The organism is Streptomyces radicis (assembly GCF_003626575.1).
In the GTDB taxonomy this organism is placed as follows: Bacteria; Actinomycetota; Actinomycetes; order Streptomycetales; family Streptomycetaceae; genus Streptomyces; species Streptomyces radicis.
The window spans coordinates 144,870-169,995 of record NZ_RBDY01000009.1 but is presented as its reverse complement, the minus strand read 5'-3'; the positions used below and the strand labels follow the sequence as shown (position 1 = coordinate 169,995).

The 25,126-nt window shown below is 73.1% G+C and carries 23 protein-coding genes and 2 tRNA genes; 11 read left to right on the top strand and 14 right to left on the bottom strand.

Features of this window, described 5'->3' with window-relative positions:
* Nucleotides 1–61 precede the first annotated feature (61 nt).
* Nucleotides 62–3,754: an ABC transporter ATP-binding protein gene (locus tag D7318_RS14990; protein ID WP_120697582.1), complete on the bottom strand. Its 3,693-nt coding sequence runs from the start codon at nucleotides 3,752–3,754 to the stop codon at nucleotides 62–64.
* Between the two features lie 173 nt (nucleotides 3,755–3,927).
* On the opposite strand from D7318_RS14990, the gene D7318_RS34575 reads away from it, so the two are divergent.
* The 3 genes from D7318_RS34575 (at nucleotide 3,928) to D7318_RS14980 (ending at nucleotide 6,095) form a co-directional block, all read left to right on the top strand.
* A complete protein-coding gene (locus tag D7318_RS34575; RefSeq protein WP_268987342.1) occupies nucleotides 3,928–4,056 on the top strand; it encodes a hypothetical protein in 129 nt (42 codons plus the stop codon).
* A 148-nt stretch (nucleotides 4,057–4,204) separates the two neighbouring features.
* On the top strand, nucleotides 4,205–4,975 hold the full coding sequence (erm, locus tag D7318_RS14985) for an ErmE/ErmH/ErmO/ErmR family 23S rRNA (adenine(2058)-N(6))-methyltransferase (protein ID WP_120697581.1): 771 nt from the start codon (nucleotides 4,205–4,207) through the stop codon (nucleotides 4,973–4,975).
* 148 nt (nucleotides 4,976–5,123) lie between these two features.
* Nucleotides 5,124–6,095, top strand: coding sequence for an alpha/beta hydrolase (locus tag D7318_RS14980; protein WP_120697580.1), 972 nt, complete (start codon nucleotides 5,124–5,126; stop codon nucleotides 6,093–6,095).
* Between the two features lie 43 nt (nucleotides 6,096–6,138).
* Here D7318_RS14980 and D7318_RS14975 read toward each other — a convergent pair whose 3' ends face one another.
* On the bottom strand, nucleotides 6,139–7,854 hold the full coding sequence (locus tag D7318_RS14975) for a SpoIIE family protein phosphatase (RefSeq protein ID WP_120697579.1): 1,716 nt from the start codon (nucleotides 7,852–7,854) through the stop codon (nucleotides 6,139–6,141).
* Nucleotides 7,855–8,047: 193 nt separating this feature from the next.
* Between D7318_RS14975 and D7318_RS14970 the strand changes: the two genes are divergently transcribed.
* Nucleotides 8,048–9,202 carry a low temperature requirement protein A gene (locus D7318_RS14970; RefSeq protein ID WP_230423752.1) on the top strand — a complete coding sequence of 385 codons (1,155 nt, stop codon included), beginning with the start codon at nucleotides 8,048–8,050 and terminating at the stop codon, nucleotides 9,200–9,202.
* Between the two features lie 104 nt (nucleotides 9,203–9,306).
* Nucleotides 9,307–10,101 (top strand): phosphatase, encoded by a 795-nt coding sequence (locus D7318_RS14965; RefSeq protein ID WP_120697578.1) that lies wholly within the window; start codon nucleotides 9,307–9,309, stop codon nucleotides 10,099–10,101.
* Between the two features lie 238 nt (nucleotides 10,102–10,339).
* Here the strand turns inward: D7318_RS14965 and D7318_RS14960 are convergent, their stop codons facing one another.
* The 3 genes from D7318_RS14960 to D7318_RS14950 all read right to left on the bottom strand — a co-directional run bounded on the left by D7318_RS14960 (nucleotide 10,340) and on the right by D7318_RS14950 (nucleotide 11,835).
* Complete coding sequence (locus tag D7318_RS14960; RefSeq protein WP_120697577.1) at nucleotides 10,340–11,221, bottom strand: acyl-CoA thioesterase; 882 nt, start codon at nucleotides 11,219–11,221, stop codon at nucleotides 10,340–10,342.
* A 77-nt stretch (nucleotides 11,222–11,298) separates the two neighbouring features.
* A tRNA-Met gene (locus tag D7318_RS14955) sits at nucleotides 11,299–11,372 on the bottom strand.
* 43 nt (nucleotides 11,373–11,415) lie between these two features.
* The gene (locus D7318_RS14950; RefSeq protein ID WP_120697576.1) at nucleotides 11,416–11,835 is read right to left on the bottom strand and encodes a Fur family transcriptional regulator; all 420 of its coding nucleotides are present in this window, start codon (nucleotides 11,833–11,835) and stop codon (nucleotides 11,416–11,418) included.
* A gap of 158 nt (nucleotides 11,836–11,993) precedes the next feature.
* Here D7318_RS14950 and D7318_RS14945 point away from each other — a divergent pair, with 158 nt between their 5' ends.
* Nucleotides 11,994–13,457 carry a catalase gene (locus D7318_RS14945; protein WP_120697575.1) on the top strand — a complete coding sequence of 488 codons (1,464 nt, stop codon included), beginning with the start codon at nucleotides 11,994–11,996 and terminating at the stop codon, nucleotides 13,455–13,457.
* Between the two features lie 67 nt (nucleotides 13,458–13,524).
* On the opposite strand, the gene D7318_RS14940 is transcribed toward D7318_RS14945, so the two are convergent.
* Nucleotides 13,525–13,923: a CBS domain-containing protein gene (locus D7318_RS14940; RefSeq protein ID WP_120697574.1), complete on the bottom strand. Its 399-nt coding sequence runs from the start codon at nucleotides 13,921–13,923 to the stop codon at nucleotides 13,525–13,527.
* A 212-nt stretch (nucleotides 13,924–14,135) separates the two neighbouring features.
* Nucleotides 14,136–14,930 carry a histidinol-phosphatase gene (gene hisN, locus D7318_RS14935; protein WP_120697573.1) on the bottom strand — a complete coding sequence of 265 codons (795 nt, stop codon included), beginning with the start codon at nucleotides 14,928–14,930 and terminating at the stop codon, nucleotides 14,136–14,138.
* A gap of 62 nt (nucleotides 14,931–14,992) precedes the next feature.
* Between hisN and D7318_RS14930 the strand changes: the two genes are divergently transcribed.
* Entirely contained in the window at nucleotides 14,993–15,466 is a 474-nt protein-coding gene (locus D7318_RS14930) for a TetR/AcrR family transcriptional regulator (protein ID WP_120697572.1), read from the top strand.
* A gap of 30 nt (nucleotides 15,467–15,496) precedes the next feature.
* On the opposite strand, the gene rsgA is transcribed toward D7318_RS14930, so the two are convergent.
* Genes rsgA through D7318_RS14915 form a run of 3 tightly spaced genes read right to left on the bottom strand, consistent with a single transcriptional unit; the run spans nucleotide 15,497 to nucleotide 18,609 of the window.
* A complete protein-coding gene (gene rsgA, locus D7318_RS14925) occupies nucleotides 15,497–16,498 on the bottom strand; it encodes a ribosome small subunit-dependent GTPase A (RefSeq protein WP_120697571.1) in 1,002 nt (333 codons plus the stop codon).
* Nucleotides 16,499–16,511: 13 nt separating this feature from the next.
* Nucleotides 16,512–17,855: a 3-phosphoshikimate 1-carboxyvinyltransferase gene (gene aroA / locus D7318_RS14920; RefSeq protein ID WP_120697570.1), complete on the bottom strand. Its 1,344-nt coding sequence runs from the start codon at nucleotides 17,853–17,855 to the stop codon at nucleotides 16,512–16,514.
* A 40-nt stretch (nucleotides 17,856–17,895) separates the two neighbouring features.
* Entirely contained in the window at nucleotides 17,896–18,609 is a 714-nt protein-coding gene (locus D7318_RS14915; RefSeq protein WP_120697569.1) for a M50 family metallopeptidase, read from the bottom strand.
* 148 nt (nucleotides 18,610–18,757) lie between these two features.
* Here D7318_RS14915 and D7318_RS14910 point away from each other — a divergent pair, with 148 nt between their 5' ends.
* Nucleotides 18,758–19,369 carry a DUF2637 domain-containing protein gene (locus D7318_RS14910; RefSeq protein WP_230423751.1) on the top strand — a complete coding sequence of 204 codons (612 nt, stop codon included), beginning with the start codon at nucleotides 18,758–18,760 and terminating at the stop codon, nucleotides 19,367–19,369.
* Nucleotides 19,370–19,437: 68 nt separating this feature from the next.
* Here the strand turns inward: D7318_RS14910 and D7318_RS14905 are convergent, their stop codons facing one another.
* Nucleotides 19,438–20,403: a peptidoglycan recognition protein family protein gene (locus D7318_RS14905; protein WP_120697568.1), complete on the bottom strand. Its 966-nt coding sequence runs from the start codon at nucleotides 20,401–20,403 to the stop codon at nucleotides 19,438–19,440.
* Nucleotides 20,404–20,700: 297 nt separating this feature from the next.
* On the opposite strand from D7318_RS14905, the gene D7318_RS14900 reads away from it, so the two are divergent.
* Together D7318_RS14900 and D7318_RS14895 are read left to right on the top strand one after the other, a co-directional pair.
* On the top strand, nucleotides 20,701–21,258 hold the full coding sequence (locus D7318_RS14900) for a hypothetical protein (RefSeq protein WP_120697567.1): 558 nt from the start codon (nucleotides 20,701–20,703) through the stop codon (nucleotides 21,256–21,258).
* A gap of 267 nt (nucleotides 21,259–21,525) precedes the next feature.
* Complete coding sequence (locus D7318_RS14895) at nucleotides 21,526–21,705, top strand: hypothetical protein (RefSeq protein WP_120697566.1); 180 nt, start codon at nucleotides 21,526–21,528, stop codon at nucleotides 21,703–21,705.
* A 101-nt stretch (nucleotides 21,706–21,806) separates the two neighbouring features.
* Here the strand turns inward: D7318_RS14895 and D7318_RS14890 are convergent.
* The 3 genes from D7318_RS14890 to D7318_RS14880 form a co-directional block, all read right to left on the bottom strand.
* Nucleotides 21,807–21,882 (bottom strand) — tRNA-His (locus D7318_RS14890).
* Nucleotides 21,883–21,962: 80 nt separating this feature from the next.
* A complete protein-coding gene (gene orn, locus D7318_RS14885) occupies nucleotides 21,963–22,559 on the bottom strand; it encodes an oligoribonuclease (RefSeq protein ID WP_120697565.1) in 597 nt (198 codons plus the stop codon).
* A 49-nt stretch (nucleotides 22,560–22,608) separates the two neighbouring features.
* Nucleotides 22,609–23,715: a GlxA family transcriptional regulator gene (locus tag D7318_RS14880; RefSeq protein ID WP_120697564.1), complete on the bottom strand. Its 1,107-nt coding sequence runs from the start codon at nucleotides 23,713–23,715 to the stop codon at nucleotides 22,609–22,611.
* Nucleotides 23,716–24,456: 741 nt separating this feature from the next.
* Between D7318_RS14880 and D7318_RS14875 the strand changes: the two genes are divergently transcribed.
* A complete protein-coding gene (locus D7318_RS14875) occupies nucleotides 24,457–24,978 on the top strand; it encodes a universal stress protein (RefSeq protein ID WP_113688671.1) in 522 nt (173 codons plus the stop codon).
* Nucleotides 24,979–25,126: the final 148 nt, after the last annotated feature.

Genomic DNA, 25,126 nt, shown 5'->3' with positions numbered 1-25,126 from the left:
CGCACCAGGGGCGCCGCGCCGCGACCCCGCAGGGCAACGAACGCGCCGCTCTGACGCCCGCTCAGCCCCCGATACCGCTCGGCTCGCCCGCGTAGGTGCGCCACAGCTCGGCGTAACGCCCTTCCGCGGCGAGCAGCCCCGCGTGCGGGCCGTCCTCGACGACGCGCCCTCGGTCCAGCACGATCACCCGGTCCGCGCGGGCCGCCGTGGTGAGGCGGTGGGCGACGACGAGGGTGGTGCGGTCCCCCGCGAGGCGGTCGGTGGCCTGGTTGACCAGGGCCTCGGTGGCCAGGTCGAGGGCGGCCGTCGCCTCGTCGAGCAGCAGGATGTCGGGCTTGACCAGCTCGGCCCTGGCCAGCGCGATCAGCTGTCGCTGCCCCGCCGACAGGTTCCGGCCGCGCTCGCCGACCTCGTGGTGGTAGCCGCCGGAGAGCGCGGCGATCATCGCGTGCGCCCCCACGGCGCGCGCCGCCTCCTCCACCTCGGCGTCGGTCGCGCCGGGGCGGCCGTAGGCGATGGCGTCGCGGACCGTTCCCTCAAACAGGTAGGGCTCCTGCGGCACCACGCCGAGGCGGTGGCGGTAGCCCGCGAGGTCGAGGTCGCGCAGGTCGCGCCCGTCGACGCGGACGGCGCCCGCGGTGGGGTCGTAGAACCGCGCGACCAGCTTGACCAGCGTGGACTTGCCCGCGCCCGTCTCGCCGACGAACGCCACCGTCTGCCCCGCGGGGATCGTGAGCGAGATCCCGGCGAGCGCCTCGTCGCCGCCCCCGTGGCCGTCGCCGCCCCCGTACGAGAAGCGCACGTCGTCGAACTCGACGGCCCCGGCGAGGCGTTCGACCGGCAGCGGGTCGGCGGCCTCGGGCGTCGTGGTGGGCTCGCGCAGCAGCTCCTGGATGCGGCGCAGCGACACCACGGCCTGCTGGTAGCCGTCGAAGACCTGCGACAGCTGCTGCACCGGCGCGAAGAACAGCTCGATGTACAGCAGATACGCCACCAGCGCGCCCGCGGTGAGCGTTCCCTCGCCCACGCGCCCCGCGCCCACCACCAGCACGCCCGCGGTCGCCAGGGTGGCGAGCAGCTGCACGAACGGGAAGTAGACCGAGATGAGCCACTGTCCCTGCACGCGCGCCTGCCGGTAGCCGTCGGACCTGGCGGTGAAGCGCTCGTGCCCGTCCCGCTCGCGGCGGAACGCCTGCACCATCCGCAGCCCCGCGACGGACTCCTGGAGGTCGGCGTTGACGCCGCTGACCCGCTCGCGCGCCAGCTCGTAGGCGCGCGTGGAGTGGCGGCGGAAGTACACGGTGCCGATGGCGAGCGGCACCAGGGTGGCCAGGACGACCAGCGCGAGCTGGAGGTCGATGACGAGCAGGACGCCCATGATCCCGAAGAACGTCATGAGCGCGACCAGCGCCTGGGTGAGCCCGGTCTGGAGGAACGTCGTCAGCGCGTCGACGTCGGTGGTCATCCGGGTCATCACGCGCCCGGTGAGCTCGCGCTCGTAGTAGGCGAGGCCGAGGCGCTGGAGATGGGCGAAGATCTTGACGCGCAGCCCGTACAGGGCGCGTTCGCCCGTGCGGCCCACCGCGCGCAGCGCCGCGAACTGGGCGGCCCACTGGGCGAGTACGACGGCCAGGGCCAGCGCGGACGCGGTCCAGACGGCGCCGAGCGCGGCGCGTTGCACGCCCTCGTCGATGCCGTGCCTGATCAGCACGGGCAGCAGCAGGGACGCGAGGGCGTCGGCGACGACGAGCGCGAGGGCGAGCGCGAGGGGCCCGCCGAGGCCGCCGAGCAGCCGCCGCAGGCCGTAGCTCTCCTCGGGGCGCGAGGCGCGCTCCTCGTCGACGGCGGGCTCGTCGGTGGCCGGGGGCAGGGCGGCGACCTGGGCGAGCAGCTCGGGCGTCGCGCCCTCGGGCCCGCGCCGGTCGTCGGCCGGGCGTGCGGGCCAGGCGGCCGGGTCGACGCCCCCCGCGGCGGGGCGCGCGTCGGCGTCGGCGAGGCCCGCGGGGTCGCGTTCGACGCCGCCGAGCTCGCCGGGGTCGGCGAGCAGCCGCCGGTAGAGCTCGCAGCGGGCGACCAGCTCCTCGTGGGTGCCGGTGTCGACCAGGCGGCCGCCGTCAAGGACGGCGACGCGGTCGGCGAGTTGGAGCGTGGACCTGCGGTGGGCGATCAGCAGCGTGGTCCGCCCCGCCATGACCGAGCGCAGCGCGCCATGGATCTCGTGCTCGACGCGGGCGTCCACAGCGGAGGTCGCGTCGTCCAGGATCAGCAGCCTGGGGTCGGTGAGGATCGCGCGGGCCAGGGCGACGCGCTGGCGCTGGCCGCCGGAGAGCGTGAGGCCCTGCTCGCCCACGCGGGTGTCGTAGCCGTCGGGCAGGGCGCGGATGAAGCCGTCGGCCTGGGCGGCGCGCGCGGCGGCGATGATCTGCTCGTCGGTGGCCTCGGGGTGGCCGTAGGCGAGGTTGGCGCGGATCGTGTCAGAGAACAGGAAGCTGTCCTCGGGCACCAGGCCGATCGCGGCGCGCAGGGACGCGTAGGTGAGCCGCCGCACGTCCTGGCCCCCGACGCGCACCGCGCCGCCGTCCGGGTCGTAGAAGCGGGGCAGCAGCAGGGAGACGGTGGACTTGCCGCTGCCCGACGGGCCGACGACGGCCAGGGTCTCGCCCGGCTCGATCCGCAGGCTCAGCTCGTCGAGGACCGGGGCGCCCTGGCCGTAGCCGAAGCTGACGCGGTCGAACTCGACGGTGGCGGGGGCGTCGGCGGGCAGGTCGTGGGCGTCGGGTGCCTCGCGTATCTCGGGCTCGGTGTCGATCAGCTCCATGACGCGCTCGACGCCCGCCCTGGCCTGCTGGCCCACGGTGAGGATGACGGTCAGCATCCTGACCGGGCCGACCAGCTGGGCCAGATAGGTGGAGAACGCCACAAAGGTGCCCAGGGTGATCTGTCCGCGGGTGGCCATCCAGCCGCCGAGCGCGAGCATCCCGACCTGGCCGAGCGACGGCACGGCCTGGAGCACGGGGGTGTAGCGCGCGGAGAGCCGCACCGTCCGCATCCTCGCGGCGAACAGCCGCCGCCCCGCCGCCCGCAGCTTGCCGGTCTCCTGTGCCTCCTGCCCGAAGCCCTTGACCACGCGCACGCCCGTGACGGCGCCGTCGACGACGCCCGCGACGGCGCCCGCCTCGTTCTGCGCGACCCATGTGGCCGGGAAGAGCCGGGTGCGGCTGTGCCGGGCGACGAACCACAGCGCGGGCGCCACGGCGAGCGCCACCAGGGTCAGCGGCGGGGACAGCGTGAGCATGACGACCAGCGAGACGGCGAACAGCATGAGGTTGCCGATGGTCATCGGCATCATGAAGAGCAGGCCCTGGATCAGCTGGAGGTCGCTCGTGGCGCGGCCGACGACCTGGCCGGTGCTGAGCTGGTCCTGACGGCGCCCGTCGAGCCGGGTGATCGTCGCGAACATGTCCGTGCGCAGGTCGTGCTGCACGTCGATGCCGAGGCGGCCGCCGTAGTAGCGGCGGATGAACGTCAGGGCGTAGACGACGACGGCCGCGGCGATCAGCAGCCCGATCCACAGGGCCAGGCCGCCCTCCTCGCCGATCACCACGTCGTCGATGACGACCTTGACGATCAGCGGCATCAGGGCCATGACGCCCATGCCGACGAGCGAGGAGCCGACGGAGAGGAGCAGATTGCGGCGGTAGCGCCAGCAGTAGGCCGTCAGCCGCCGTATCCATCCACCGTTCCGTGCCGTCACGCCGTCTCCTCCTGTGCCGCGGAATGTTGCCGCGAGTGTCGCCGTCGGCTCCGCCACCGTCGCCGCAGTTCAGCGGCGCCGCAGTGCCAACATCGAGCGTCGGTCATTTCATCCCACCGCAACAACCGCTTAATGATTTGTCCGGCCGCCGCGCGCCCGCGTACGCTCGCCGCATGGGAACGTTGATCGAGGGCGGTCTGTGCGTCGTCACGCCGGCCGCCGCGTGGAGCCCCGAGCTCCAGTCCCGTCGCCCGCGTGCTCGGCGCCCGGCCCTGGTCCCGATGGACTCGCCCGGCACCTGAGCAGCCGCTCCCCCGCCCTTCCGCGTCCCGGCCAGGGCCCGTCCGTGTCCTACACACGACCCGGACAGGCCGACGGCATCGCGTCTCCCTGATCCCCACGGATCCCCTCCGCCGCACCGGCCTGTCCTCGAGCCCGAGGACGACGCCCGTGGCCTCCCGCCGCAAGTCCCTTTCCCAGAACTTCCTCCACAACACCGCCGTGCTCCGCCGCATCGTGGACGCGGCGCGCCTCGGCCCCGGTGACCTGGTGTTCGAGCCGGGCCCCGGCGAGGGCACGCTCACCAGGGTCCTGGCCCGCACGGTCCGCGAGGTCGTGGCCTACGAGCTCGACCCCGAGCTGGCCGCGCGCCTGCCGGGACGGCTGCGCGCCGAGCGCAACGTCCGCGTGGTGCGCGGCGACTTCCTGACCGCCCATCCCCCCCGAACGCCGTTCGCCGTGGTCGGCAACGTCCCCTACTCGCGCACGACCGACATCGTGCGCTGGTGCCTCGACGCCCGCGCCATGACCGCGGCGACCCTGGTCACCCAGCTGGAGTTCGCCCGCAGGCGCACCGGCGACTTCGGCACCTGGCCGCTGCTGACGGTGCGGAGCTGGCCGTCGCACGACTGGCGCCTCGGGATGCGGATCGGGCGGCGGCAGTTCACGCCGGTGCCGCGCACCGACTCCGCGGTGCTGCGCATCGTGCGCCGCCCGGCGCCCCTGCTGCCCCAGGGCGACCTGGCCGCGTGGCGCGCGCTGGTCACCGAGGGCTTCACCGGCGTCGGCGGCTCGCTGCGCGCCACCCTGTCCAGGACCCGCGGGCGCTCCAGGGCGCGCGACGCCCTGCGCGCGGCCGGGGTCCCGGACGACACCCCCGTGGGCCTGGTCACCCCGCCCCAGTGGCTGGTGATCTTCGCCCGGCTGCGCGAACACCGCTGATTCCCCGCACGCGGGCCGGAAAGGGCGATCGGATGCGTTGGGGGGCGCTCGGCCGTTCGGTGCGCCCCGGCTTGCGCCGGGGCGCGCGGTGGTCACGATGACAAAGGACGCGACCGCACGACGCGAACCCGCCGGACAGGAGCGCCCGATGACCGACTCCGCCCACCTCCCCCACCCCGTCCTGGAGTCCGCCGCCACCGCGCTGGCCGACGCGACGGCGCCGCACCCGAGGATCTACGAGGTGCCGCCGGTCCAGGGCCGCGACATCCTGGCGGGGCTCCAGGGCGGCGACGGGGTGGAGCGGCCCGGCGCCGACGAGGAGTGGGTCACGGTCGACGGCGGGCCCACCGGCTCGGTGCGGGTGCGGATCCTGCGCCCCGAGGGGCTGAACGGCGCCCTGCCCGTGGTGCTCTATCTGCACGGCGGGGGCTGGGTGTTCGGCGACGAGCTGACCCATGACCGGCTGGTGCGTGAGCTGGCCGCGGGCGCCGGGGTGGCGGCCGCGTTCCCGCTCTACGACCGCGCCCCCGAGGCGCGTTACCCCACCGCGCTCGAACAGTGCTACGCCGTGGCCCACTGGCTCGCCGAAGAGGGCGGGCGGCACGGCGTCGACGGCTCGCGGATCGCGGTGTGCGGCGACTCGGAGGGCGGCACGCTCGCCGCGGGCGTGACCCTGCTCGCCGCCGAGCGCCGCGACGTGCGCCTGCGCGGCCAGGTGCTGCTCTACCCGGTCCTCGACGCGACGTTCGAGACGGCGTCCTACCTGGAGTTCGCCGACGGCTACTACCTCACGAGGGACGCGATGATGTGGTACTGGGACCAGTACGCGCCGGAGCGCGAGCAGCGCTCGGAGATCCACGCGTGCCCCCTGCGCGCGCCCGTCGAACGCCTGGGCGACCTGCCGCCCACGCTGGTGATCACGGCAGAGGCGGACGTGGTACGCGACGAGGGCGAGGGGTACGCGGCCAAGCTGCGCGCCGCCGAGGTCGACGTCACGGCGGTGCGGGTGCTCGGCACGGTGCACGACTTCCTGATGCTCGACAGTCTGCGCGACCACAGCGCGACCCGCGTCGCCCGCCACCTCGCGATCGACGCGCTCCGCGTGGCCCTGCACGGCTGAGGCGGTTCGACGCCGCGGGGACATGCGAAGGGCCCCCGCGCGTTCACCCGGGGACGCGCAGCGCGAGCAGCGCGATGTCGTCGGCGCCGCCCGGCGGCATCCGCTCCAGGATGCCGTCGCACAGCTCGTCGAGCGGCCGGGACGCCAGCGCCATCGCGTGGCGGCGCAGGCGGTTGAGCCCGGTGTCCAGGTCGCTGGTCGCCATCTCGACAAGACCGTCGGTGTACAGCAGCACGGTGGCCCCCGGCGGCAGGGGCTCGAGGCCGTCGGGGCGCAGCGGCGGCTTGCCGAGCCTGGCGCCGAGCAGCAGCTCCTGCCCCTCCTCCAGATACTGCGCCCTGCCCTCGCCCGTGACCAGCAGCGGCGGCGGGTGGCCCGCGCTGGTCCACCGCACCTGCCAGCCCTCGGGCGCGGCGGCCTCGTGGGTCGCCCCGGAGCCGACGCGTTCGATCCTGGCCAGGATCAGGGTCGCCATCTGCACATCCGTGATCGCCTGCATCGACTCGTCGAGGCGGCTGACGATCGCGCTCGGCGGCTCGGCGCGATCCCACGCGAGGGCCCGCAGCATGTTCCGCAGCTCGGCCATCCCCGCCGCGGCCGACAGGTCGTGCCCCACGACGTCGCCGATCGCCAGGCCGATCGCGCCGTCCGGCAGGATCAGCGCGTCGTACCAGTCGCCGCCGACCTGGGAGCCGCGCGGCGCCGGCTGGTAGCGGGCGGCCAGCTCGAGCGGGGCGATGTCGGGCAGCTTGGGCAGCAGGTTGCGCTGCATCGTGGCCGCGATGTCCCGCTGCCGCTCGAACAGCCTGGCGTTGTCGATGGCCAGGCCCGCCCGGCGCCCGATGTCCCGGATCAGCGGCAGGTCCTCGGCGGACAGCGGGCGTTCCTCGTCCGTGCGCGCCACCGTGAGCGCGCCCATCACCTGGCGTGGCGTGCTCAGCGGGACGACGACCGCTGACGTGGCGCCCAGGGCGTGCAGGAACGTCGTGTGCACCACCGCGAGGGGGCTGTCGGGCGGCGCCGCGATCTCGTCGGGTCCCAGCAGCACGGCCTCGCTGCCGCGCAGCACCCGCACCAGCACCGAACGCGACGTCTCGGGGATCGCGGAGAGCGCGCCCTGCCCGCCCTCGCGCCCCACGTCGCGCCCCTGGGGGCCCACGACGGCGACGCGGCGCACCTCGCCGTCGGCGACGCGCAGGTCGACGGCGGCCCAGTCGGCCAGCCGGGGGACGAGCAGGCGCCCCAGCCGGTTGAGCGCCTCCTCGGCCTCCAGGGTCTGGGTCAGCACCTCGGTGATCTCCCCGACCAGCGTGAGCCGCTGCGCCAGGTCCTCCACCGCGGCCAGGTGGGCGGCCTGGTGGTCCTGCGCCGCGCGGTGCTCGGTGGCGTCCTCGAACAGCGTGACCACGCCGATCGTGTCGCCGTCGACGGTGACGGGCGCCGCCGACCAGGAGACCGGCAGCAGCTCGCCGTCGCCGCGCAGGAAGCTGTCGGTGTCCACGCGGGCCATGCGGGTGTCGTCGAAGACGCCGAGCAACGGACACTCATCGCGCGCCTCGAGCGTGCCGTCGCCGCGGCGGTGCAGCAGGTCGTGGAAGTCCTTGCCGAGCATGTCGCGGGCGGCGAGCGCGAGCAGCTCCTCGGCGTGCGGGTTGACGGCGTTGATGCGGGCGTCACGGTCGGTGAGGATCATCCCGGCGTTGAGATTGACGAAGACGGCGCGCAGGATGTCCGGCTCCGCCGCCAGGAACTCAACCATCGCGTTCGCCGCCTTCGCTCGGCTCCTGCTCCCATTCACCGGCAGCTACGGGCCACCCGCAACCTCCCGCAGGCGCCCCCGGTGGGCCGCCACGCGGGCGCGCGAGGCGCACGTCGCCTCGGTCCACCGATGACCCCATACGGCACAATTGCCACGTTTCATCCCATGACCGACGGGCGGGCGAGACGTATCGATGGCCGTGCACCAGCCGTGGCACCGCACCATGACCCCCCGCGACACCACCGAGGAGAACCGCTCCGCCACCCCGCTCGAGCTGTTCTTCGACCTCTGCTTCGTCGTCTCCGTCGCCTCAGTCTCCGCCGAGCTGCACCACGCGCTCTCCGGCGACCACGTCTCCACCGCCATCCCCAGCTATGTCGCCGCGTTCTTCGCGATCTGGTGGGCGTGGATGGGCTTCACGTGGTTCGCCTCGGCGTACGACACCGACGACGTGCCCTACCGGCTGGCCGTCCTGGTCACCATCACCGGCGCCCTGGTGCTCGCCGCCGGGGTGCGGCGGGCGTTCGAGGAACGCGACTACGCCCTGGTCACCGCGGGCTACACCATCATGCGGCTGGCGCAGATCAGCCAGTGGCTGCGCGCGGGCCACTCCCACCCCGATGGCCGCCCCGCCGCGCACCGCTTCGCGCTCGGCCTCGCCTGCGTCCAGACGCTGTGGCTCCTGTGGCTCGCCGTGCCGCACGACTGGCGCCTGCCGCTCTTCCCGGTGATCGCCGCGCTCGACCTGGCCGTGCCGGTCCTGGCCGAACGCGCCCACCCCACGCCGTGGCACGCGCACCACATCGCCGAGCGGTACGGCCTGTTCACCATGATCGTGCTGGGCGAGTCCGTGCTGGCCGCCACGACCGCCGTGCGCACCGCCGTGGACGAGGACCTGGGCGACGCCCCGCTCTACGCGGTCGCCGCCGGCGGCCTGGTGACCGTGTTCGCGATGTGGTGGCTCTACTTCGCCAAGCCCGCCGCGCGCTTCCTCGCCTCCACCCGCGCGGGCTTCGTGTGGGGCTACGGCCACTACCTGGTGTTCGGCTCCGCAGCGGCCGTCGGCGCGGGCATCGCGGTCAACGTGGACCTGGTCACCCACCACTCCGAGCTGTCCGAAACGGTCGCGGCCGCGTCGTTCACCCTGCCGGTGGCCCTCTACCTGCTGACCCTGTGGCTGCTGCACCTGCGCCCCCACCACGTCGGCCACTGGTCGACGGCCTCCTTCCCGGCCGCCGCCCTGGCGATCCTGGCCGGCACGTTCACCGGCGCGCCCGTGGCGCTCACCGGCGCGGTGATGATCGCGCTGGTGATCGCGGGCTTCGCCGCCGCCCGCCGCGCGGCCTGAACGCGCCGCTCCCGCGCCACCGCCGCCCCATCGCCGCGCCTCCCGGAGATCACAGGTCGGCGACGCCCCCGCCGCAATCCCACCATCCGGGCGATACTTGCCGTATGCCGACCACCGCCGTCCCCTCCCGATCGGATCTGATCGCCCATCTCCTCCACACCCGCATCGCGGGCGACGTCGCGACCCCTCGGGAGAACAACCTCTCCCACTACCGGGAGCTGGCCAACGGCAATCGGTACTTCTGGCTCGGCCTCGAGTTCGGCGACCGCTGGACGGACGAGCAGGACGTCCTCTCCGAGATGGCCGAGCGCTGCGGCGTGGACGCCGACCCCGAGCACCGGCAGGGCCAGGACACGATCGACCCCGAGCTGACCCTCGACGGGCTCGACCGCGCGGCGACGCTGCTGCGCAAGGCCGCCCTCGGCCGCCAGCGCGTGCTCGTCGCGACGGGCCACCCGGGCGGCCTGCTCGACGTGCACGCCCAGACGGCCGCCGCCCTGAAGGCGGCGGGCTGCGAGCTGGTCAGGGTGCCGATCGGCCTGAGCGCCGACGAGGGCGTGGTGGCGCAGCTCGCCGGGGTGGCGATGTACGAGCGGGGCGCGACGCTGTGGCACACGCACTCGCCGCTGCCGATGGCGGAGATCCTGGACGCCCTGCCGCAGGAGGGCGAGGACCTGCCCGACCTGGTGGTCGCCGACCACGGCTGGGCCGGATACGCGGCACAGGCGGGCATCGACACCATCGGCTACGCCGACTGCAACGACCCGGCGCTCTTCCTCGGCGAGGCCGAGGGCACCCTCGCGGTGTGCGTGCCACTCGACGACAACGTCGTCAACCCCCGCTACTACGAGCCCATGACCGCCTACCTCCTCGACGCGGCGGGCCTGACCCCGGCCTGACCCCGGCCTGAGCCCCCGCCGCGGCCCCGCGGGGCGGCGCGGACCCGCCCCGCGCACCCCGCCACGCCGCACGCCCGCCCGCCCGCCGACATCCGGCTCCGACACGTCGGGCGCCGAGGCTCTCCGGTACCGCCGCCCCGGCCCGGGGCACGCGCATGCGACGCCACCCGGCGACCGCCGACCGGTACGGGTCAGGCGCCCGCCAGCCTCGCTCCCCCACCCCGCCGAAGGCGGACCCTCAGCGCGGCACCCGCATCAGGCCCTCCTGGATCACCGACACCGCCAGCCGCCCGTCCCTCGTGAACATCCGTCCGTGCGCCAGCCCCCGCCCCGACTGCGACGTCGGCGAGTCCGTGTCGTACAGCAGCCACTCGTCCGCGCGGAACGGGCGGTGGAACCACATCGCGTGGTCCAGGCTCGCCCCCACCGTGTCCCCGGTCATCCAGCCGCCGCGCCCGTGCGCGAGCAGCACCGAGTCGAGCAGCGTCATGTCCGAGACATAGGTGCCGAGGCACAGGTGCGACACGGGCGTGTCCTGCTCCCCCGCCAGCTTCCCGTTGACGCGGAACCACACCTGCGAGCGCGCCTCGCGCACCTTGCCCGCGGTGGCGAACGGCGGCTCGTTGACATAGCGCAGATCGATCGCCTGCCGCGCCTGGAGCAGCAGCTCGAGCACGCCGCGGTCCCTGAAGAGGTCGGCGTAGCGCGGCAGCAGCTCCTCGGCGGGCGGCAGGCTCTCGGGGTCGGGCGCCGCGGGCATCGGCTCCTGGTGCTCGAGCCCCTCCTCGGCCCGCGCGAACGACGCCGACAGCGTGAAGATCGGCTGCCCGTGCTGCACCGCCACCACCCGCCGCGTGGTGAACGACCGCCCGTCGCGGATCCGGTCGACCGTGTAGACGATGCGCGCGCCGGGGTCGCCGGGGCGCAGGAAGTAGGAGTGCAACGAGTGCGGCAGCCGCTCGTCGTCGACCGTGCGGCAGGCCGCGACCAACGCCTGCGCCGCCACCTGCCCGCCGAACACGCGGGGGACGACGGAGGCGTGGCTGTCACCGCGGAAGATGTCCCGCTCGACGGGCTCGAGGTCGAGCAGCCGCAACAGATACTGGAGAGTAGGGTCCATGGGGCGATTCTCCATGGCCCGCACGGGCGTTCAGCGCGAAGGCCCGGATCCTGGGGGATCCGGGCCTTCGCCTACAGTAGCGGGGACAGGATTTGAACCTGCGACCTCTGGGTTATGAGCCCAGCGAGCTACCGAGCTGCTCCACCCCGCGGTGTGTGTCTTTACCTTAACCCCGTGCGTACGGCGGGTGCAAATCAGGAGGCGGCGACGCAGTCGGGACAGCGGCCGTAGTACGTGACGTTGACCTGCGAGACCGCGAAGCCGAAGCGTTCCTCCTCGGGCAGCGCGGCCAGCGGATCGTCCGTCAGCCGCACGTCACGCATGGTCCCGCAGCCCGAGCAGACCAGGTGCTGGTGCGGATGATGGGCGTTCGGGTCGTAACGCTTCGCACGCCCGTCCGTCGTCACCTCGAGGACCTCGCCCAGCGCGACAAGCTCACCCAGCGTGTTGTAAACAGAGGCGCGGGAGATCTCGGGAAGCCGCTCGACGGCCCTGGCATGGACCTCGTCGGCCGTGAAGTGGACATGCTCCCCGTCCAGCACCTCGGCGATCACCCGCCGCTGGGCGGTGAGCCGCCAGCCGCGGGCGCGGAGTCGCTGAAGCAGGTCACTCATGGCATCCACCCTAGCGTGGCGGCCTCGCTTGGGCCGACGGTGTACAGATTCATCGCTCGTCTTGACTTGGACAAAGTCCAATATAGGATCTGGTTGAGCGCTGGCCAAGGGCCGGGGCGGCACCAAGGAGCTGGACAGCTGAAGGGCGTGACAGGTAAATGACCGATCAGATCGCTGCGGGACCACTCACCACCGAGGCGGGCGCGCCGGTCGCGGACAATCAGAACAGCCAGTCCGCCGGTGTCGGCGGGCCCGGACTGATCCAGGACCAGCACCTCATCGAGAAGCTGGCCCACTTCAACCGGGAGCGCATCCCGGAGCGCATCGTGCACGCCAGGGGCGCCGGCGCGTACGGCACGTTCACCGTCACCGCGGACGTGACCCCGTACACCCGGGCGAAGTTCCTGTCCGAGATCGGCAAGGAGACCGAGGTCTTCCTCCGCTTCTCGACGGTCGCCGGGAACCTCGGCTCGGCCGACGCCGTGCGCGACCCGCGTGGCTTCGCGCTCAAGTTCTATACCGAAGAGGGCAATTACGACCTGGTCGGCAATAACACCCCGGTCTTCTTCATCAAGGACGCGATCAAGTTCCCCGACTTCATCCACACCCAGAAGCGGGACCCCTACACGGGCTCGCAGGAGGCGGACAACGTCTGGGACTTCTGGGGCCTTTCGCCCGAGTCCACGCACCAGGTGACCTGGCTGTTCGGCGACCGCGGCATCCCCGCCTCCTACCGCCACCTGAACGGATACGGCTCGCACACGTTCCAGTGGACCAACGAGGCGGGCGAGGCGTTCTGGGTCAAGTACCACTTCAAGACCGACCAGGGCATCAAGAACCTCACCGCCGCCGAGGCAGCGAAGCTCGCGGGCGACGACCCGGACAGCCACCAGCGCGACCTGCGCACCTCGATCGAGAACGGCGACTTCCCGAGCTGGACCGTTCAGGTCCAGATCATGCCCGTCGCCGAAGCGGCCACGTACCGCTTCAACCCGTTCGACCTGACCAAGGTCTGGCCGCACGCGGACTACCCCCCGATCGAGATCGGCAAGCTCGAGCTCAACCGCAACCCCGAGAACATCTTCGCGGAGGTCGAGCAGTCCATCTTCTCGCCGCACCACTTCGTGCCCGGCATCGGTCCCTCGCCCGACAAGATGCTCCAGGGCCGCCTGTTCGCCTATGGCGACGCCCACAGGTACCGCGTCGGGATCAACGCCGACCACCTCCCGGTGAACCGGCCGCACGCCACCGAGGCGCGCACCCACGGCCGTGACGGCGCCGCGTACGACGGTCGGCACGGCGGCACGAAGAACTACGAGCCGAACAGCTTCGGCGGGCCCGTCCAGACCGACAGGCCGCTGTGGGAGCCCGTCGCCGTCACCGGGTACACCGGCGACCACGTGGCCCCCTCGCACGCCGAGGACAACGACTTCGTGCAGGCCGGGAACCTCTACCGGCTGATGTCCGACGACGAGAAGGACCGCCTCATCGAGAACCTCGCGGGCTTCATCGCCCAGGTCTCCCGCGACGACATCGCCGAGCGGGCGATCGAGAACTTCCGCAAGGCGGACGAGGACTACGGCAAGCGGCTCCAGGCCGCGGTCCAGGCCCTCCGCGGCTGATCCCGCAAAGGCCGCTTGCCGTACACCCCGGAGCGGCCGGGGCCCTCGGGCCTCCGGCCGCTCCGGACTACACGGACGCCGTGCCGACAACCGGCGTCCAGCAGTTGATGATGTCGCGCACCGAGACGATCCCGACCGGGCCCGCCTCGTGCTCGTCGAGCACCACCAGGTGCCGGAAGCCGCCCTGTGCCATCGCCGTCGCGGCGTCGGCCAGGGTCCACCGGGGGTCCGCGTAGACCACGTCGGTGGTGGTGTGCGCCCCGGCCCGCTCGCGGTCGGGGTCCTGGCCCCGGCCGACCGAGGCCAGCACGTCCCGCTCGGTGAGGATGCCCACCCCCGCGGTGTCGGGGTCGAGCACGACGGCCGCGCCCACCCGCCGGGAGGACATCAGCCTGGCGGCCTGCCTGAGCGTGTGATCGGGGCCGATGGTGAGGACGACGGAGCTCATCGCATCGCGTACCAACATGAGGAATCAGCCACCTTCCGCGGGGACTCAGAGGGAGCTCGAGAGACTTTTCACAAAGTCACAAGCGCTGGGATTCTCATGTTCACATGGTGCTGGGTGACCATCAAGGGTCCGCGCCGGGACATTTTCGCCCGGATGCGATCGATCAACGCGCCTTCCACGATCAGCGCGCGTCCATCGATCAGCGCGCGTCCATCGATCAACGCCCCGCCTCAGCCGCCGAGATAGCCGAGCAGCTCGTCGTGCAGCAGCCCGTTGGACGCCGCCGCGTCCACCCCGTGCGGCCCGTCGCGGCCGTCGAGCCCGGTGAAACGGCCGCCCGCCTCCTGCACGACGATCGCGGGGGCCGCCATGTCCCACAGCGACAACTCGGGCTCGGCGCACAGGTCGACCGACCCCTCGGCGACCATCATGTACGACCAGAAGTCCCCGTAGGCCCGCGTCCGCCAGCAGTCGCGCGAGAGCCTCAACAGGCCGTCGAGCCGGTCGCGTTCCTCCCAGCCGGTCAGCGACGAGTAGGAGAACGACGCGTCCGCGAGCCGCTCCACGCCCGAGACCCGCAGCCGGGTCGCCGAGGTGAGGCTGCGCCCGGTGTACGCGCCCCCGCCGAGCGCCGCCCACCAACGGCGGCTGAGCGCGGGCGCGGAGACCACGCCCACGACGGGCCTGTCGCCGCCCGCGCCGCGTTCGACGAGCGCGATCAGGGTGGCCCACACCGGCACGCCGCGCACATAGTTCTTGGTGCCGTCGATCGGGTCGATCACCCAACGCCGAGGCCCCTGGCCCGCGTTGCCGAACTCCTCGCCCAGCACGGCGTCGCGCGGCCTGGCCCGTTGCAGCACGGACCTGATCACCTCCTCGGCCGCGCGATCCGCCTCGGTCACCGGCGTCATGTCCGGCTTGGTCTCGACCTTGAGGTCGAGCGCCTTGAAACGCTCCATGGTCGCGGCGTCCGCGGCGTCGGCGAGCACGTGCGCGAGGCGGAGATCATCGTGGTAATCCGGCATGCCCACATCTTGACACCCCCGCGGAGCGCGTCAATTCTGTGCCTGGAGGCGAGGAGGCGACGATGCCCACCGCGCGAGATTCCCTGCTGCGAGCCGCGAGCGAGGCCGTGGAACGGCGCTCCTGGCAGCTCGTCAGAATGGTCGAGGTCGCCGCCGCTGCGGGGGTGTCGCGGCAGACCCTCTACAACGAGTTCGGCGACAAGGCCGGGCTCGGCGCGGCGCTCGCCGAGCGGCGGACCACCGCGTTCCTCGACGGCTTCGCGGCGTTCTGCGCCGAGCGGCGCGAACGCCCGCCCGACGAGGCGCTCGCCGCGGCCGGGGAGTGGATCGTGCGCGCGGCCGGGGGCGACCGGGTGGTGCGCGCCTCGCTGACCGGCTGCCGCTGCGGCGGCCCGCCCGCCGCGGTCATCGGCCCGGGCGACCTGGTGGCCAGGCTGACCGAACGCGCCAGGCACGCCCTCCCCTCGGCCGGGCCCGCGTGCTGCGAGACGGCGATCCGCGTGGCGATCTCCCACCTGGTGGCCCCGCCCGACTGAACGGAACGCCCCGCCACCGGCAGGCGCGGCTCAGTCGCCCTCGTGCCGCTCCCGCGTGGCCAGCAGGCGGCGCAGCGAGTACAGGCGCGCCGGGTCCGCGTGGCCCTCGGCCACCCAGTCGTCGAGCGCGCAGTCCGGCTCGTCGTGCCCGCACGCCCGCGGGCACCCCTCGGTGCCGGGCTCCAGGTCGGGGAAGGCGTGGATGACGCGCGAGGGATCGATGTGGTGCAGCCCGAACGACCTGACGCCCGGGGTGTCGATCACCCACCCCCGCGTCCCCGGCAGCGGCAGCGCGAGGGCGGAGACCGTGGTGTGCCGCCCGCGCCCCGTCACGGCGTTGACCTCGCCCGTGGCGCGCTGCCTGTCCGGCACCAGGGCGTTGACCAGGGTCGTCTTGCCGACGCCGCTGTGCCCGACGAACGCGGTGACCCGCTCCGACAGCAGCTCCCGCACCCCGGCCACGGTGTCCTCGTCGAACTGCTCGCGCGTGGTGACCACATGGCGGATCCCCAGCGGCAGATAGGTCTCGAGCAGCGGACCCGCCGGTGCGAGATCGGACTTGGTGAGGATCAGCAGCGGGTCGAGCCCCGCGTCGTACGCCGCCACCAGGCAGCGGTCGATCAGCCGGGGCCTCGGCTCGGGGTCGGCGAGCGCCGTGACGATGGCCAGCTGGTCGGCGTTGGCCACCACCACCCGCTCGAACGGGTCGTCGTCATCGGCCGTGCGCCGCAGCGCCGACGACCGCTCCTCGACCCTGACGATCCGCGCGAGCGTGTCCTTCTTCCCCGACAGGTCCCCGACCACCGCGACCCGGTCGCCGACCACCACGCTCTTGCGGCCGAGCTCCCGCGCCTTCATCGCGGTGACCACCCGCTCCCCCACCAGGCACGTCACCCGCCCGCGGTCCACCGTGACGACAAAGCCCTCCTCGGCGTCCTCGTGTGCCGGACGCCGGTGGGTGCGGGGCCTGCTGCGCCCACGGGCCCTGGTGCGGATGTCGTCCTCGTCGGGGTTCTTGCCGTACCGGCGCATCGCGGCCCGCGCCCTACTCTCTCTCCCCGGCGAGCATCCGGTGCCACAGGTCGGGGAAGTCGGGCATGGTCTTGCCGGTCGTCGCGATGTTCTCGATCTCGACGTCCTTGACCACGAGGCCGAGCAGCGCGCCCGCGGTGGCCAGCCTGTGGTCCTCGTACGTGTGGAACACCCCGCCGCGCAGCGGCCTCGGCCTGATCCGCAGCCCGTCCTCGGTCTCGGTGACGTCGCCGCCCAGGGCGTTGATCTCCTTGGCGAGCGCGGCGAGCCGGTCCGTCTCGTGCAGCCGCAGGTGCGCGACGCCGCGCAGCACCGACTCCGAGTCGGCCAGCGCCGCGACCGCCGCGATGCCGGGCGTCAGCTCGCCCACCTCGCCCAGGTCCACGTCGATCCCGCGCACCCGACCGCCGCCGGTGAGCGTCAGGCCGCGGTCGTCGAGCACACACGTGCCGCCCATGTCCGTGAAGATGCGGCGCAACGCGTCGCCCGGCTGCGTCGTGTGCGCGGGCCAGTCGGGGATGGTGACCGTGCCGCCCGTGACCAGCGCGGCGGCCAGGAACGGCTGCGCGTTCGACAGGTCGGGCTCGACCACCACGTCGCGGCCGAGGAGCGCGCCCGATGTGACCCGCCACACATGGGGCTCGCCGCCCGAGTCGGGGGAGTCCACCTGCGCGCCCGCCTTGCGCAGCATGTCCACGGTCATCCTGATGTGCGGCATGGACGGCAGCCGACGCCCCACGTGCCGGACCTCGACGCCCTGGTTGAACCGGGGCGCGGACAGCAGCAGCGCGCTGATGAACTGCGACGACGTCGAGGCGTCCACCTCGACTTGGCCGCCGTCGAGCGAGCCGACGCCGCGCACGGTGATCGGCAGGGCGCCGCGCCCCTCGTCCTCGATCCTGGCGCCCAGCGTGCGCAGCGCGCCGATCAGCCCGTCCAACGGCCGCTCGCGGGCCCGCGGGTCGCCGTCGAAGCGGACCGGACCCTCGGCGAGCGCGGCGAGCGGCGGCAGGAAACGCATCACCGTCCCCGCGTTCCCGACGTCCACGCTCGTGGGGGCCTGCGGCATCCCGGGGATCACGCGCCAGGACTCGCCCCGCCCCTGCGGCGTCCCCGAGACCGCGGAACTCGACGAGACGGTCTCCTCGATCCCGATGCCGAGCGACCGCAGCGCGTCGGCCATCAGCAGGGTGTCGCGCGAGCGGAGGGGGCGGCGCAGCCAGCCGGGGTCCGCGGCGAGGGCGGCCAGGATGAGCGCTCGGTTGGTGACCGACTTCGAACCGGGCACCGTGACCATGGCGTCCACCGCGCCCGAGGCGTACGGCGCGGGCCAGAGACTCTCGCTGTGGTCGGTCATGTTCTCACTCTAGTGCCGCGTCATGGCCACGGGCCCGCACTCACAGGCCGAGCAGCAGGGTGCCGGCGGCGAAGAGGGAGGTGAGCGTGACGGCGTGGAAGAAGAAGAGCCACATCCACGCGGGAAGGCCCGTGAGCCGGGCCAGCTGGTCGGCGTCCGAGTCGCGGGCCGCGCCCCCGCGCCGCTTGGCCTGGAGCTCGAAGACCGGCCTGACGCCGCCGAGCACCAGGAACCACACGACCAGATACGCGAACGCCGCCTGCACCTCGGGCTCGGTCAGCCACGAGACCAGCAGGAACACCGCGCAGGTGAGGACGACGGTGAGCATCCCGTAGGCGTTGCGCACCATCACCAGGAGGGCGAGCAGCAGCGCGGTGGCGCCCCACAGCAGGGCCGTGATGCGCCCGTCGGCCAGCAGGGCGGCGCCGCCGAGGCCGAGCAGGGAGGGCGCGGTGTAGCCCGCGGCGGCGGTCAGGACCATGCCGAGGCCCGTCGGCTTGCCGCGCGAGACGGTCAGGCCCGAGGTGTCGGAGTGCAGGCGTATGCCCTCGAGGCTGCGGCCTGTCAGCAGCGCCATCAGGCCGTGGCCGCCCTCGTGGGCGATCGTGATGGTGTTCCGCGCCAGGCGCCACACCCCGTACGGCGCGACCGCCGCCAGGGCGACGACGGCCGCGGCCACTATGAGCCACAGCTCTGGATCGGGCTGGGTGCCGGTCACCCGGTCCCACAGCTCCTCGAAGTCAGCGATATCCATGGTCCGCCCGATCCTACGAGTCCCGCCCCCGGCGACGGGACGGTGTGAAGAAACGCTTTGTCAAGGTGCCGTGCCGGTCGCCACCCGTGCGACACCCATTCACTCAAATGCCGCACATCCCGCTCAGTCGCCCCTCGTTGGCGGAGTCGTGACGTCTCTCAACGAGCAGATGCTCTACGACCCGACGGCGGGCACGCCGTTGTTCATCCCGCCGGAGCTGGTGATCGACGACACGGCCAGGATCCCGCGGCTGAACGACCACCCAGGTCGGCGGCACCGCAGGGAGCGGCGCCGGATGCGCTGGCCCGGCGGCTCGGGGCCCTCGCTGTGGCTGCGCTGCGCGAGCCTGCTGATCGCGGGGGCCGCCGCGGCCCTGGTCGCGATGCTCAGCGTGCTCGGCGGCCTGGTCTCGTACGAGCCGCTGCGCGAGGCGGCCTCCTCCGGCGTGCCCGACGACCTCATCCCCTGGTGGCCGCTGCTGATCTACGGCCCCTGGCTCGTGGCGTCCCTGTCGATCCTGCGCGCGGCCCTGCACCAGCGGCAGGCCCTGCACTCGTGGGTCGTGGTCGTGATGTTCTGCGGCCTGGCCGTCGGTCTTTGCGTGGGGGAGGCGCCCAAGTCCGCGACGGGCGTCGCGGTCGCGGGCCTGCCGCCGGTGTCGGCGCTCGTGGCGTTCCACCAGATCGTGCGGCAGATCACACTCATCCACCCGCCCCGCCACGCGCTCCCGCGCCAGCGGACGCCGCGCACGCGCCGCTGACGGGGGCGCGGGGATGACGCAGGGGGCGCGAGGGCGCGCGGCGGGGCTGGGCGGCGCCGCCGGGGCGCTCAATCCCCGCCGCTGGCGCTCGCGATCGCGCGTTCGATGCGCGCGACGAGGTCGTCCGCGTCCACCGAGTCGCTCCCCGCGGCGACCGCACTCGCCAGCTCCGCCACCGCGGCCCGCAGGGCGACCACCTCGGCGTGGGTGCGGCTGAGATACCCCCACGCGTCGCGCTCGGCGCCCTCGGGCCTGAACTGCCACGTCGTGTGCGGGCTTGCCGCGTCGTCCCACATCTGCCGGGCGTCGCGGCGGTCGAGCCGCTCGTCCTTGTAGAGCGCGACCTGGCGCGCCGCCGCCACGGCCACCTTCCGGATGTCCTCGTCACTCAGGGGCATGTCGTCCTCCTCGGGGTCCCAGTCGGCCGGGTGCCGCAGCCGCTCGGCCACGCGCCGTCGCACGTCACTCATCGAAACGCCGGGCCCGCGCGGGTCGATCTTGCCCGGCTGCCACTCCAGGTGGCCGATCACGGAGGTCGTGCCCTCCTTGCCCCAGCCGTGCGCGCGGCAGATGGCCGCCGAGGCGCGCACGATCGCGCTCACCTGCTCAGGGGGCCAAGGGTCCTTGTTGTCCCCCATGTTGATGCACTCGAAGCCGTAGAAGTGGCGATTCCCGTCGGTGTCCGTCTCGTTGTCCGGGGGGAGCGCGCGCTCGGCGATCACCGCGGCCAGGACGTCGCCGTCGCCCGCCCCCGCGTGGTTCGCCCGGCCGTGGCCCACCATGTACACCGTGCCGTCCTTGGCGATCACGCCGTGGCACAGCGGCCCGGGCAGCGACGAGTGCCCGTTGTAGCACAGCTCGACGGAGGAGTCGGTGCCCCGCGTGACGGTGTGATGGATCATCACCCCGTGCACGGGGCCCCAGGATCCGGCGTGGTTCCGGTTGTGCGTGCGCCAGGACCGGTGCTCGACCACGCGCACGCCCTCGGCCTTGAGCGCGCGCAGCAGCCGGTCCGCGGAGAGTGGAGATGCCATACCGGTACCCCTTCCCGGGAGTCGAGAGGTCATGACCGTCATCTACCGTCACCAGCGTGCCACGTTCCGTGCCCCCGGGGTAAGCGCGGGACGCGAACTCCCGCCCCACCGGGAGCGCGCGCCCCTCCCCCGCACGCCCGCGCACCCCGGGCGCCAACGGCGGGAAACGGGCAACGGGCCGCCGCGCGCGGGACGTTGACCGCCCGTGTGCGCGGTCGGTCGCGCCGCTGTCACGGGACCGCCACAGCGGGTCGCAGAGCGCTGACCCGCGTCCCGGCGCCGTGGCACGCTGCGTCCATGGCACCGTCCTCGGGATCACGCACCCGCCTCAACCGCGCCCTGGCCGCGCTCCTCGCGGCCACGTTCCTCACCGTCACCGCGGCCGCGTGCGGCGACGGCAACGGCCGCAGGTCGGGCCGCGACGGCGGCTCCGGCGGCCACTCGGACGACGACTACGACGATGACGACTACGACGACGACTTCAACGGCACCTCGGGCGGGGGCACTTCGAGCGGCGGCACCGGCTCGACCCCGACGGTGGACCCCGTGCAGCGCGCCGCGCTCGAGGAGGCCGTGGCCGCCTATGTCCTGGCGTCCTTCGTCCCCGCCCCCGACGACGCCGCGGGCCTGCTGAGCCAGCGCTGCCGGGACTTCCTCGATCTCCACGCGTTCACCGTGGAGTTGCGGGGGGCCGTCGACGAGCACGGCGCGGGGCTCACCGCCCGCGACATCAGGCCGGTCATCACGGGACACACCGCGACCGTCTCGTACGGCGTCGCCGACATCCCCGCGCTCGCCGTCGAGGGCGAGCCCTGGATCCGCGAGAACGGCGAGTGGCACAACGACGGCTGCTGAGCCACCCGCCGCGCGCCGCACGGGGGTCGAGGGGCGCGCGGGGGACGAGGCGCTTCATGTTCTGAACGCGCGCGATGCCGCTCGGGGACGAGCCCGCTACGAGCCCTCGTCCGAGGGAAGGCTTCGGGTATGCCGGATCTGCCACGAGTATGGTCCCCCCCACGGCACGAGGACAAGGGAACGGAGCACGGCCCGAAGGACGCCACGCGGCGGCCCGTCGGTCGACCGGGAAGCCGACCTGGAAGGCTGGGAAGGCTGGGAAACGGTGTGGCCGAGCTGCTCCTGGTGCTGGCGGCCGTCGTGGCCCTGATCGCGCTCGACGCCGCGTCCGACGCAACGCCCCACCGGCCGCCGCGCGACCCGCCGCTCGTCCCTGTGGCGGGGTACTCCGACCCCCCGGCCCCGCCCCCGAACCCCTGGCAGCCGCCCCCGATGACCGGCAACTGACCGCCGCGGGGCGCGGGAACGGGCCGCCGGGAACGGGCCACGGAGCACAGGAACGGCAACGAAGGCCCGACCACGCGTCCGCGGGCCGGGCCTCGATCGATTGGGGTGAGCGACGGGACTTGAACCCGCGGCCACCTGGACCACAACCAGGTGCTCTACCAGCTGAGCTACGCCCACCATGGGCCGGTCGTACCGGCCGAGTAAGAGTGTACAGGGTCCCAGGAGCCCGCCGCGCCAGGGTTTTCGTCGGCGCGACCTCAGCCCAGGACGTGCTGGGCGGCGATGCGCTTGGCGGCGTCCGAGTCGGGCCCCGGCAGCGGCACGAAGATCGCCTCGCGGTAGTAGCGCAGCTCGGCGATGGACTCCCTGATGTCGGCGAGCGCGCGGTGATTCCCGCTCTTCTGCGGGCTGTTGAAGTACACCCTGGGGTACCAGCGGCGCACCAGCTCCTTGAGCGAGGAGACGTCGATCACGCGGTAGTGGAGGTGCGACTCCAGGGTGGGCATGTCCCGGGCGAGAAAGCCGCGGTCGGTGCCGATCGAGTTCCCGCAGAGCGGGGTCTTGCCCGCCTCGGGCGCGTGCTCCCTGACGTGGTCGAGGACCAGCCGCTCGGCCTCGGCCAGCGTGGTGCCCCCGGCCAGCTCGTCCAGGAGACCGGAGGCGGTGTGCATGGTCCGCACCACCTCCGGCATCGACCTGAGCGCCGCGTCGGGGGGGCGGATCACGATGTCCACCCCCTCCCCGAGGACGTTCAGCTCGGAGTCGGTCACCAGCGCGGCCACCTCGATGAGCGCGTCGTCGGCCAGCGAGAGACCGGTCATCTCGCAGTCGATCCACACCATGCGATCGTTCATGCGAACAACCTTACGTCGCTCAGCGCGACTGCCCCGCCCGCGCCGTCGCTCACTGCGGAGGGCGGCCCCGCTGGCCGGGAAGGCGCGGCGTGAAGCCGTCCCCCACCGGCTTCCCCCGGTCGGGAGCGTCCTGCTGCCTGGCCCGGTACGCGGCCCGGTAGGCGGCGGGCGAGGCGCCCAACTGCCGCCTGAAGTGACCACGCAGCGCCACGGGCGAGCGGAAGCCGCAGCGCCCCGCCACCTCGTCCACCGAGTAGTCCGAGACCTCGAGCAGCCGCTGCGCCTGGAGGACGCGCTGGGTGATGAGCCACTGGAGGGGAGCGCTGCCCGTGAGCGCCCTGAAGCGGCGGTCGAACGTCCGCCTGCTCATGTAGGCGCGGGCCGCGAGGGTCTCCACGTCGAACTGCTCGTGCAGGTGCTCGAGCGCCCAGGCCACCACCTCGGCGAGCGGGTCGGCCCCGATGTCCTCGGGTAAAGACCGGTCGAGGTGCCGGTGCTGCGCGGCGTCGGCGCCGTTCCCCCTGCGCGGGGGCAGCACCAGGCGGCGGGCCAGCGCCGCGGCCGCCTCGGGGCCGTGGTCCTGGCGGACGATGTGCAGGCACAGGTCGATCCCGGCCGCGGTGCCCGCCGAGGTCAGGATGTCGCCGTCGTCGACGAACAGCTCCCTGGGGTCCACATGGACCGAGGGATATCGCTTGGCGAGCGTCGGCGCGTACATCCAGTGCGTCGTGGCGGGCCGCCCGTCGAGCAGCCCGGCGGCCCCCAGGGCGAACGCCCCGGTGCACAGGCCGACGATCCTGGCGCCCTCGCTGTGCGCGCGCCGCAGCGCGGCCAGCGCGGCGGCGGGCGGTGGCCCGGTGATCGACCGCCAGGCGGGCACGATCACGGTCCCGGCGCGCGCCACGGCGCCGAGGCCGTAGGGCGCGCGCAGCTCGAGGCCGCCGGTGGTGCGCAGCGGCCCCTCCTCCCCCGCGCAGGCGAGCAGTCGGTAACGCGGCACCCCGGCGTCCTGGCGGTCAACGCCGAAGACGGACAGCGGGATGGAGCTCTCGAACATCGGACTGCCGCTGAACAGCAGCACCGCGACGACTTCGCGGCGGCGTCGGGCAGCCAGCTTGACGGCGGGCTCGGGGCCGTGCGTTGGGTCCTGGCTCATGCTCCTCAGTTCCCTCGGTCGTCGCATCCTCTCGGTCCTGCACTGTCCCCCGACGTGATTGCCAAGATCGAATCTACTGCGTCGGGTGAGGTGGACGAGACCAGTTCCTCACCCGGCGCTATATCGACATGACAACGTGGCGTGAAGCAGTCGATCAGGAAGCGTTACACGTAGGAGCAGTTGGGGGAAGTACGCCTCGCCCCACCACTCGCCCGCCGCGCCCCCGAAGGGGAGCCGTGGCTCATCTTCCCGGTATACAGGAGGTGTTGGCGAGACGCGTGAGCAACGCGGTTCTGCTGAGGTGAAGTTGGCCGAAAATAAGAGCCGTCGTCATGGCCGTGACCCCGAGCCGGGGGCGCACGCCCCCGGCGCGCGGCCTTCCGCGTGTGGTGATCCGCCGCGCACGGACAGCGATCACCCGCTGCTCGTCGGCCACGGCGGGCGGCGCCAAGAAAGGAACGGACGGCGCCCCGGCGCGCGGTCACTCAACGCCAGCACCCGTGTCGCAATGTGTCCGAAAGCATTGCGCTGCCCGTTCTGGGTAGGGCATGCTGCACGGCCACGGCGCCAGCGGATGGTTTCAGGGGTTGTACACACGGTCTCTGGGAACCAGGCCCTTGACGCCGTACCCTGGAGGTGGAGTCAGGAGAAGCGCGAGAAACCTCCCCCGCTTCTCCACGCACCACCCCCATCTTCGACACACTCACGAGGTTTCCTCACTGACCCACCGCTGAGGCACCGATGGCTGGATACGAGCTCCCCGAACCAGCGGATCGCCGGCGCGTCGCCGATCCCTCGTCCACGCCCGACCCGGCGGATGACGCACGCGCGTCGCGTGATCCGGCCTTCCAGCACGGAGTGGTGGTCGGCTTCGACGGCTCCACGTCGAGCGAGCGTGCCCTGGCGTATGCCGTGGGCATGGCCCGCCGCTCCGGCTCGGGACTGATCATCGTCCATGTGGCCAACCGCCTGCCGACCACCGTCTGGGCCGGCTGCGAGCCGCCCGCGCTGGTCGACATCCCCGACCACCGCACCGAGGTGCTCGGCCTCGAGCTGGCCTGTGCCGAGCATCTCACCGACGTCCCCTGGGTGCTGCTCGAGCGCGGCGGCGACATCTGCCACGAGCTGGAGGAGGTCGGCCGGGAGTACGAGGCGGACGCCATCGTCGTCGGCACGACCCATGGCCTGCTCGGCCGCGTCTTCGGCTCCGTCTCGGGCCGCCTGGCCCGCCGCGCACAGCGCCCCGTCGTCGTCATCCCCTGAGGCGGCCCCTTGGGCCCGACCTCGCGTTCCTCACCGAGCATTCACCAAATTCGTCGGCGGGGAAGGGTGGATTGTGCGTTTGTGATGGGCATAAAGGGGACATCGACACAGGCCAGGGTCGTTCGTCGGGAGGTGACGGACCCGACGG

What these genes read in the sequence shown, in the direction of transcription:
- D7318_RS34575 (WP_268987342.1), top strand. Translation starts at nt 3,928, where the DNA reads ATGGGAACGTTGATCGAGGGCGGTCTGTGCGTCGTCACGCCGGCCGCC.
- D7318_RS14980 (WP_120697580.1), top strand. Translation starts at nt 5,124, where the DNA reads ATGACCGACTCCGCCCACCTCCCCCACCCCGTCCTGGAGTCCGCCGCC.
- D7318_RS14975 (WP_120697579.1), bottom strand. Translation starts at nt 7,854, where the DNA reads ATGGTTGAGTTCCTGGCGGCGGAGCCGGACATCCTGCGCGCCGTCTTC.
- D7318_RS14970 (WP_230423752.1), top strand. Translation starts at nt 8,048, where the DNA reads ATGGCCGTGCACCAGCCGTGGCACCGCACCATGACCCCCCGCGACACC.
- D7318_RS14965 (WP_120697578.1), top strand. Translation starts at nt 9,307, where the DNA reads ATGCCGACCACCGCCGTCCCCTCCCGATCGGATCTGATCGCCCATCTC.
- D7318_RS14960 (WP_120697577.1), bottom strand. Translation starts at nt 11,221, where the DNA reads ATGGACCCTACTCTCCAGTATCTGTTGCGGCTGCTCGACCTCGAGCCC.
- D7318_RS14950 (WP_120697576.1), bottom strand. Translation starts at nt 11,835, where the DNA reads ATGAGTGACCTGCTTCAGCGACTCCGCGCCCGCGGCTGGCGGCTCACC.
- D7318_RS14945 (WP_120697575.1), top strand. Translation starts at nt 11,994, where the DNA reads ATGACCGATCAGATCGCTGCGGGACCACTCACCACCGAGGCGGGCGCG.
- D7318_RS14940 (WP_120697574.1), bottom strand. Translation starts at nt 13,923, where the DNA reads ATGTTGGTACGCGATGCGATGAGCTCCGTCGTCCTCACCATCGGCCCC.
- hisN (WP_120697573.1), bottom strand. Translation starts at nt 14,930, where the DNA reads ATGCCGGATTACCACGATGATCTCCGCCTCGCGCACGTGCTCGCCGAC.
- D7318_RS14930 (WP_120697572.1), top strand. Translation starts at nt 14,993, where the DNA reads ATGCCCACCGCGCGAGATTCCCTGCTGCGAGCCGCGAGCGAGGCCGTG.
- rsgA (WP_120697571.1), bottom strand. Translation starts at nt 16,498, where the DNA reads ATGCGCCGGTACGGCAAGAACCCCGACGAGGACGACATCCGCACCAGG.
- aroA (WP_120697570.1), bottom strand. Translation starts at nt 17,855, where the DNA reads ATGACCGACCACAGCGAGAGTCTCTGGCCCGCGCCGTACGCCTCGGGC.
- D7318_RS14915 (WP_120697569.1), bottom strand. Translation starts at nt 18,609, where the DNA reads ATGGATATCGCTGACTTCGAGGAGCTGTGGGACCGGGTGACCGGCACC.
- D7318_RS14905 (WP_120697568.1), bottom strand. Translation starts at nt 20,403, where the DNA reads ATGGCATCTCCACTCTCCGCGGACCGGCTGCTGCGCGCGCTCAAGGCC.
- D7318_RS14900 (WP_120697567.1), top strand. Translation starts at nt 20,701, where the DNA reads ATGGCACCGTCCTCGGGATCACGCACCCGCCTCAACCGCGCCCTGGCC.
- orn (WP_120697565.1), bottom strand. Translation starts at nt 22,559, where the DNA reads ATGAACGATCGCATGGTGTGGATCGACTGCGAGATGACCGGTCTCTCG.
- D7318_RS14880 (WP_120697564.1), bottom strand. Translation starts at nt 23,715, where the DNA reads ATGAGCCAGGACCCAACGCACGGCCCCGAGCCCGCCGTCAAGCTGGCT.
- D7318_RS14875 (WP_113688671.1), top strand. Translation starts at nt 24,457, where the DNA reads ATGGCTGGATACGAGCTCCCCGAACCAGCGGATCGCCGGCGCGTCGCC.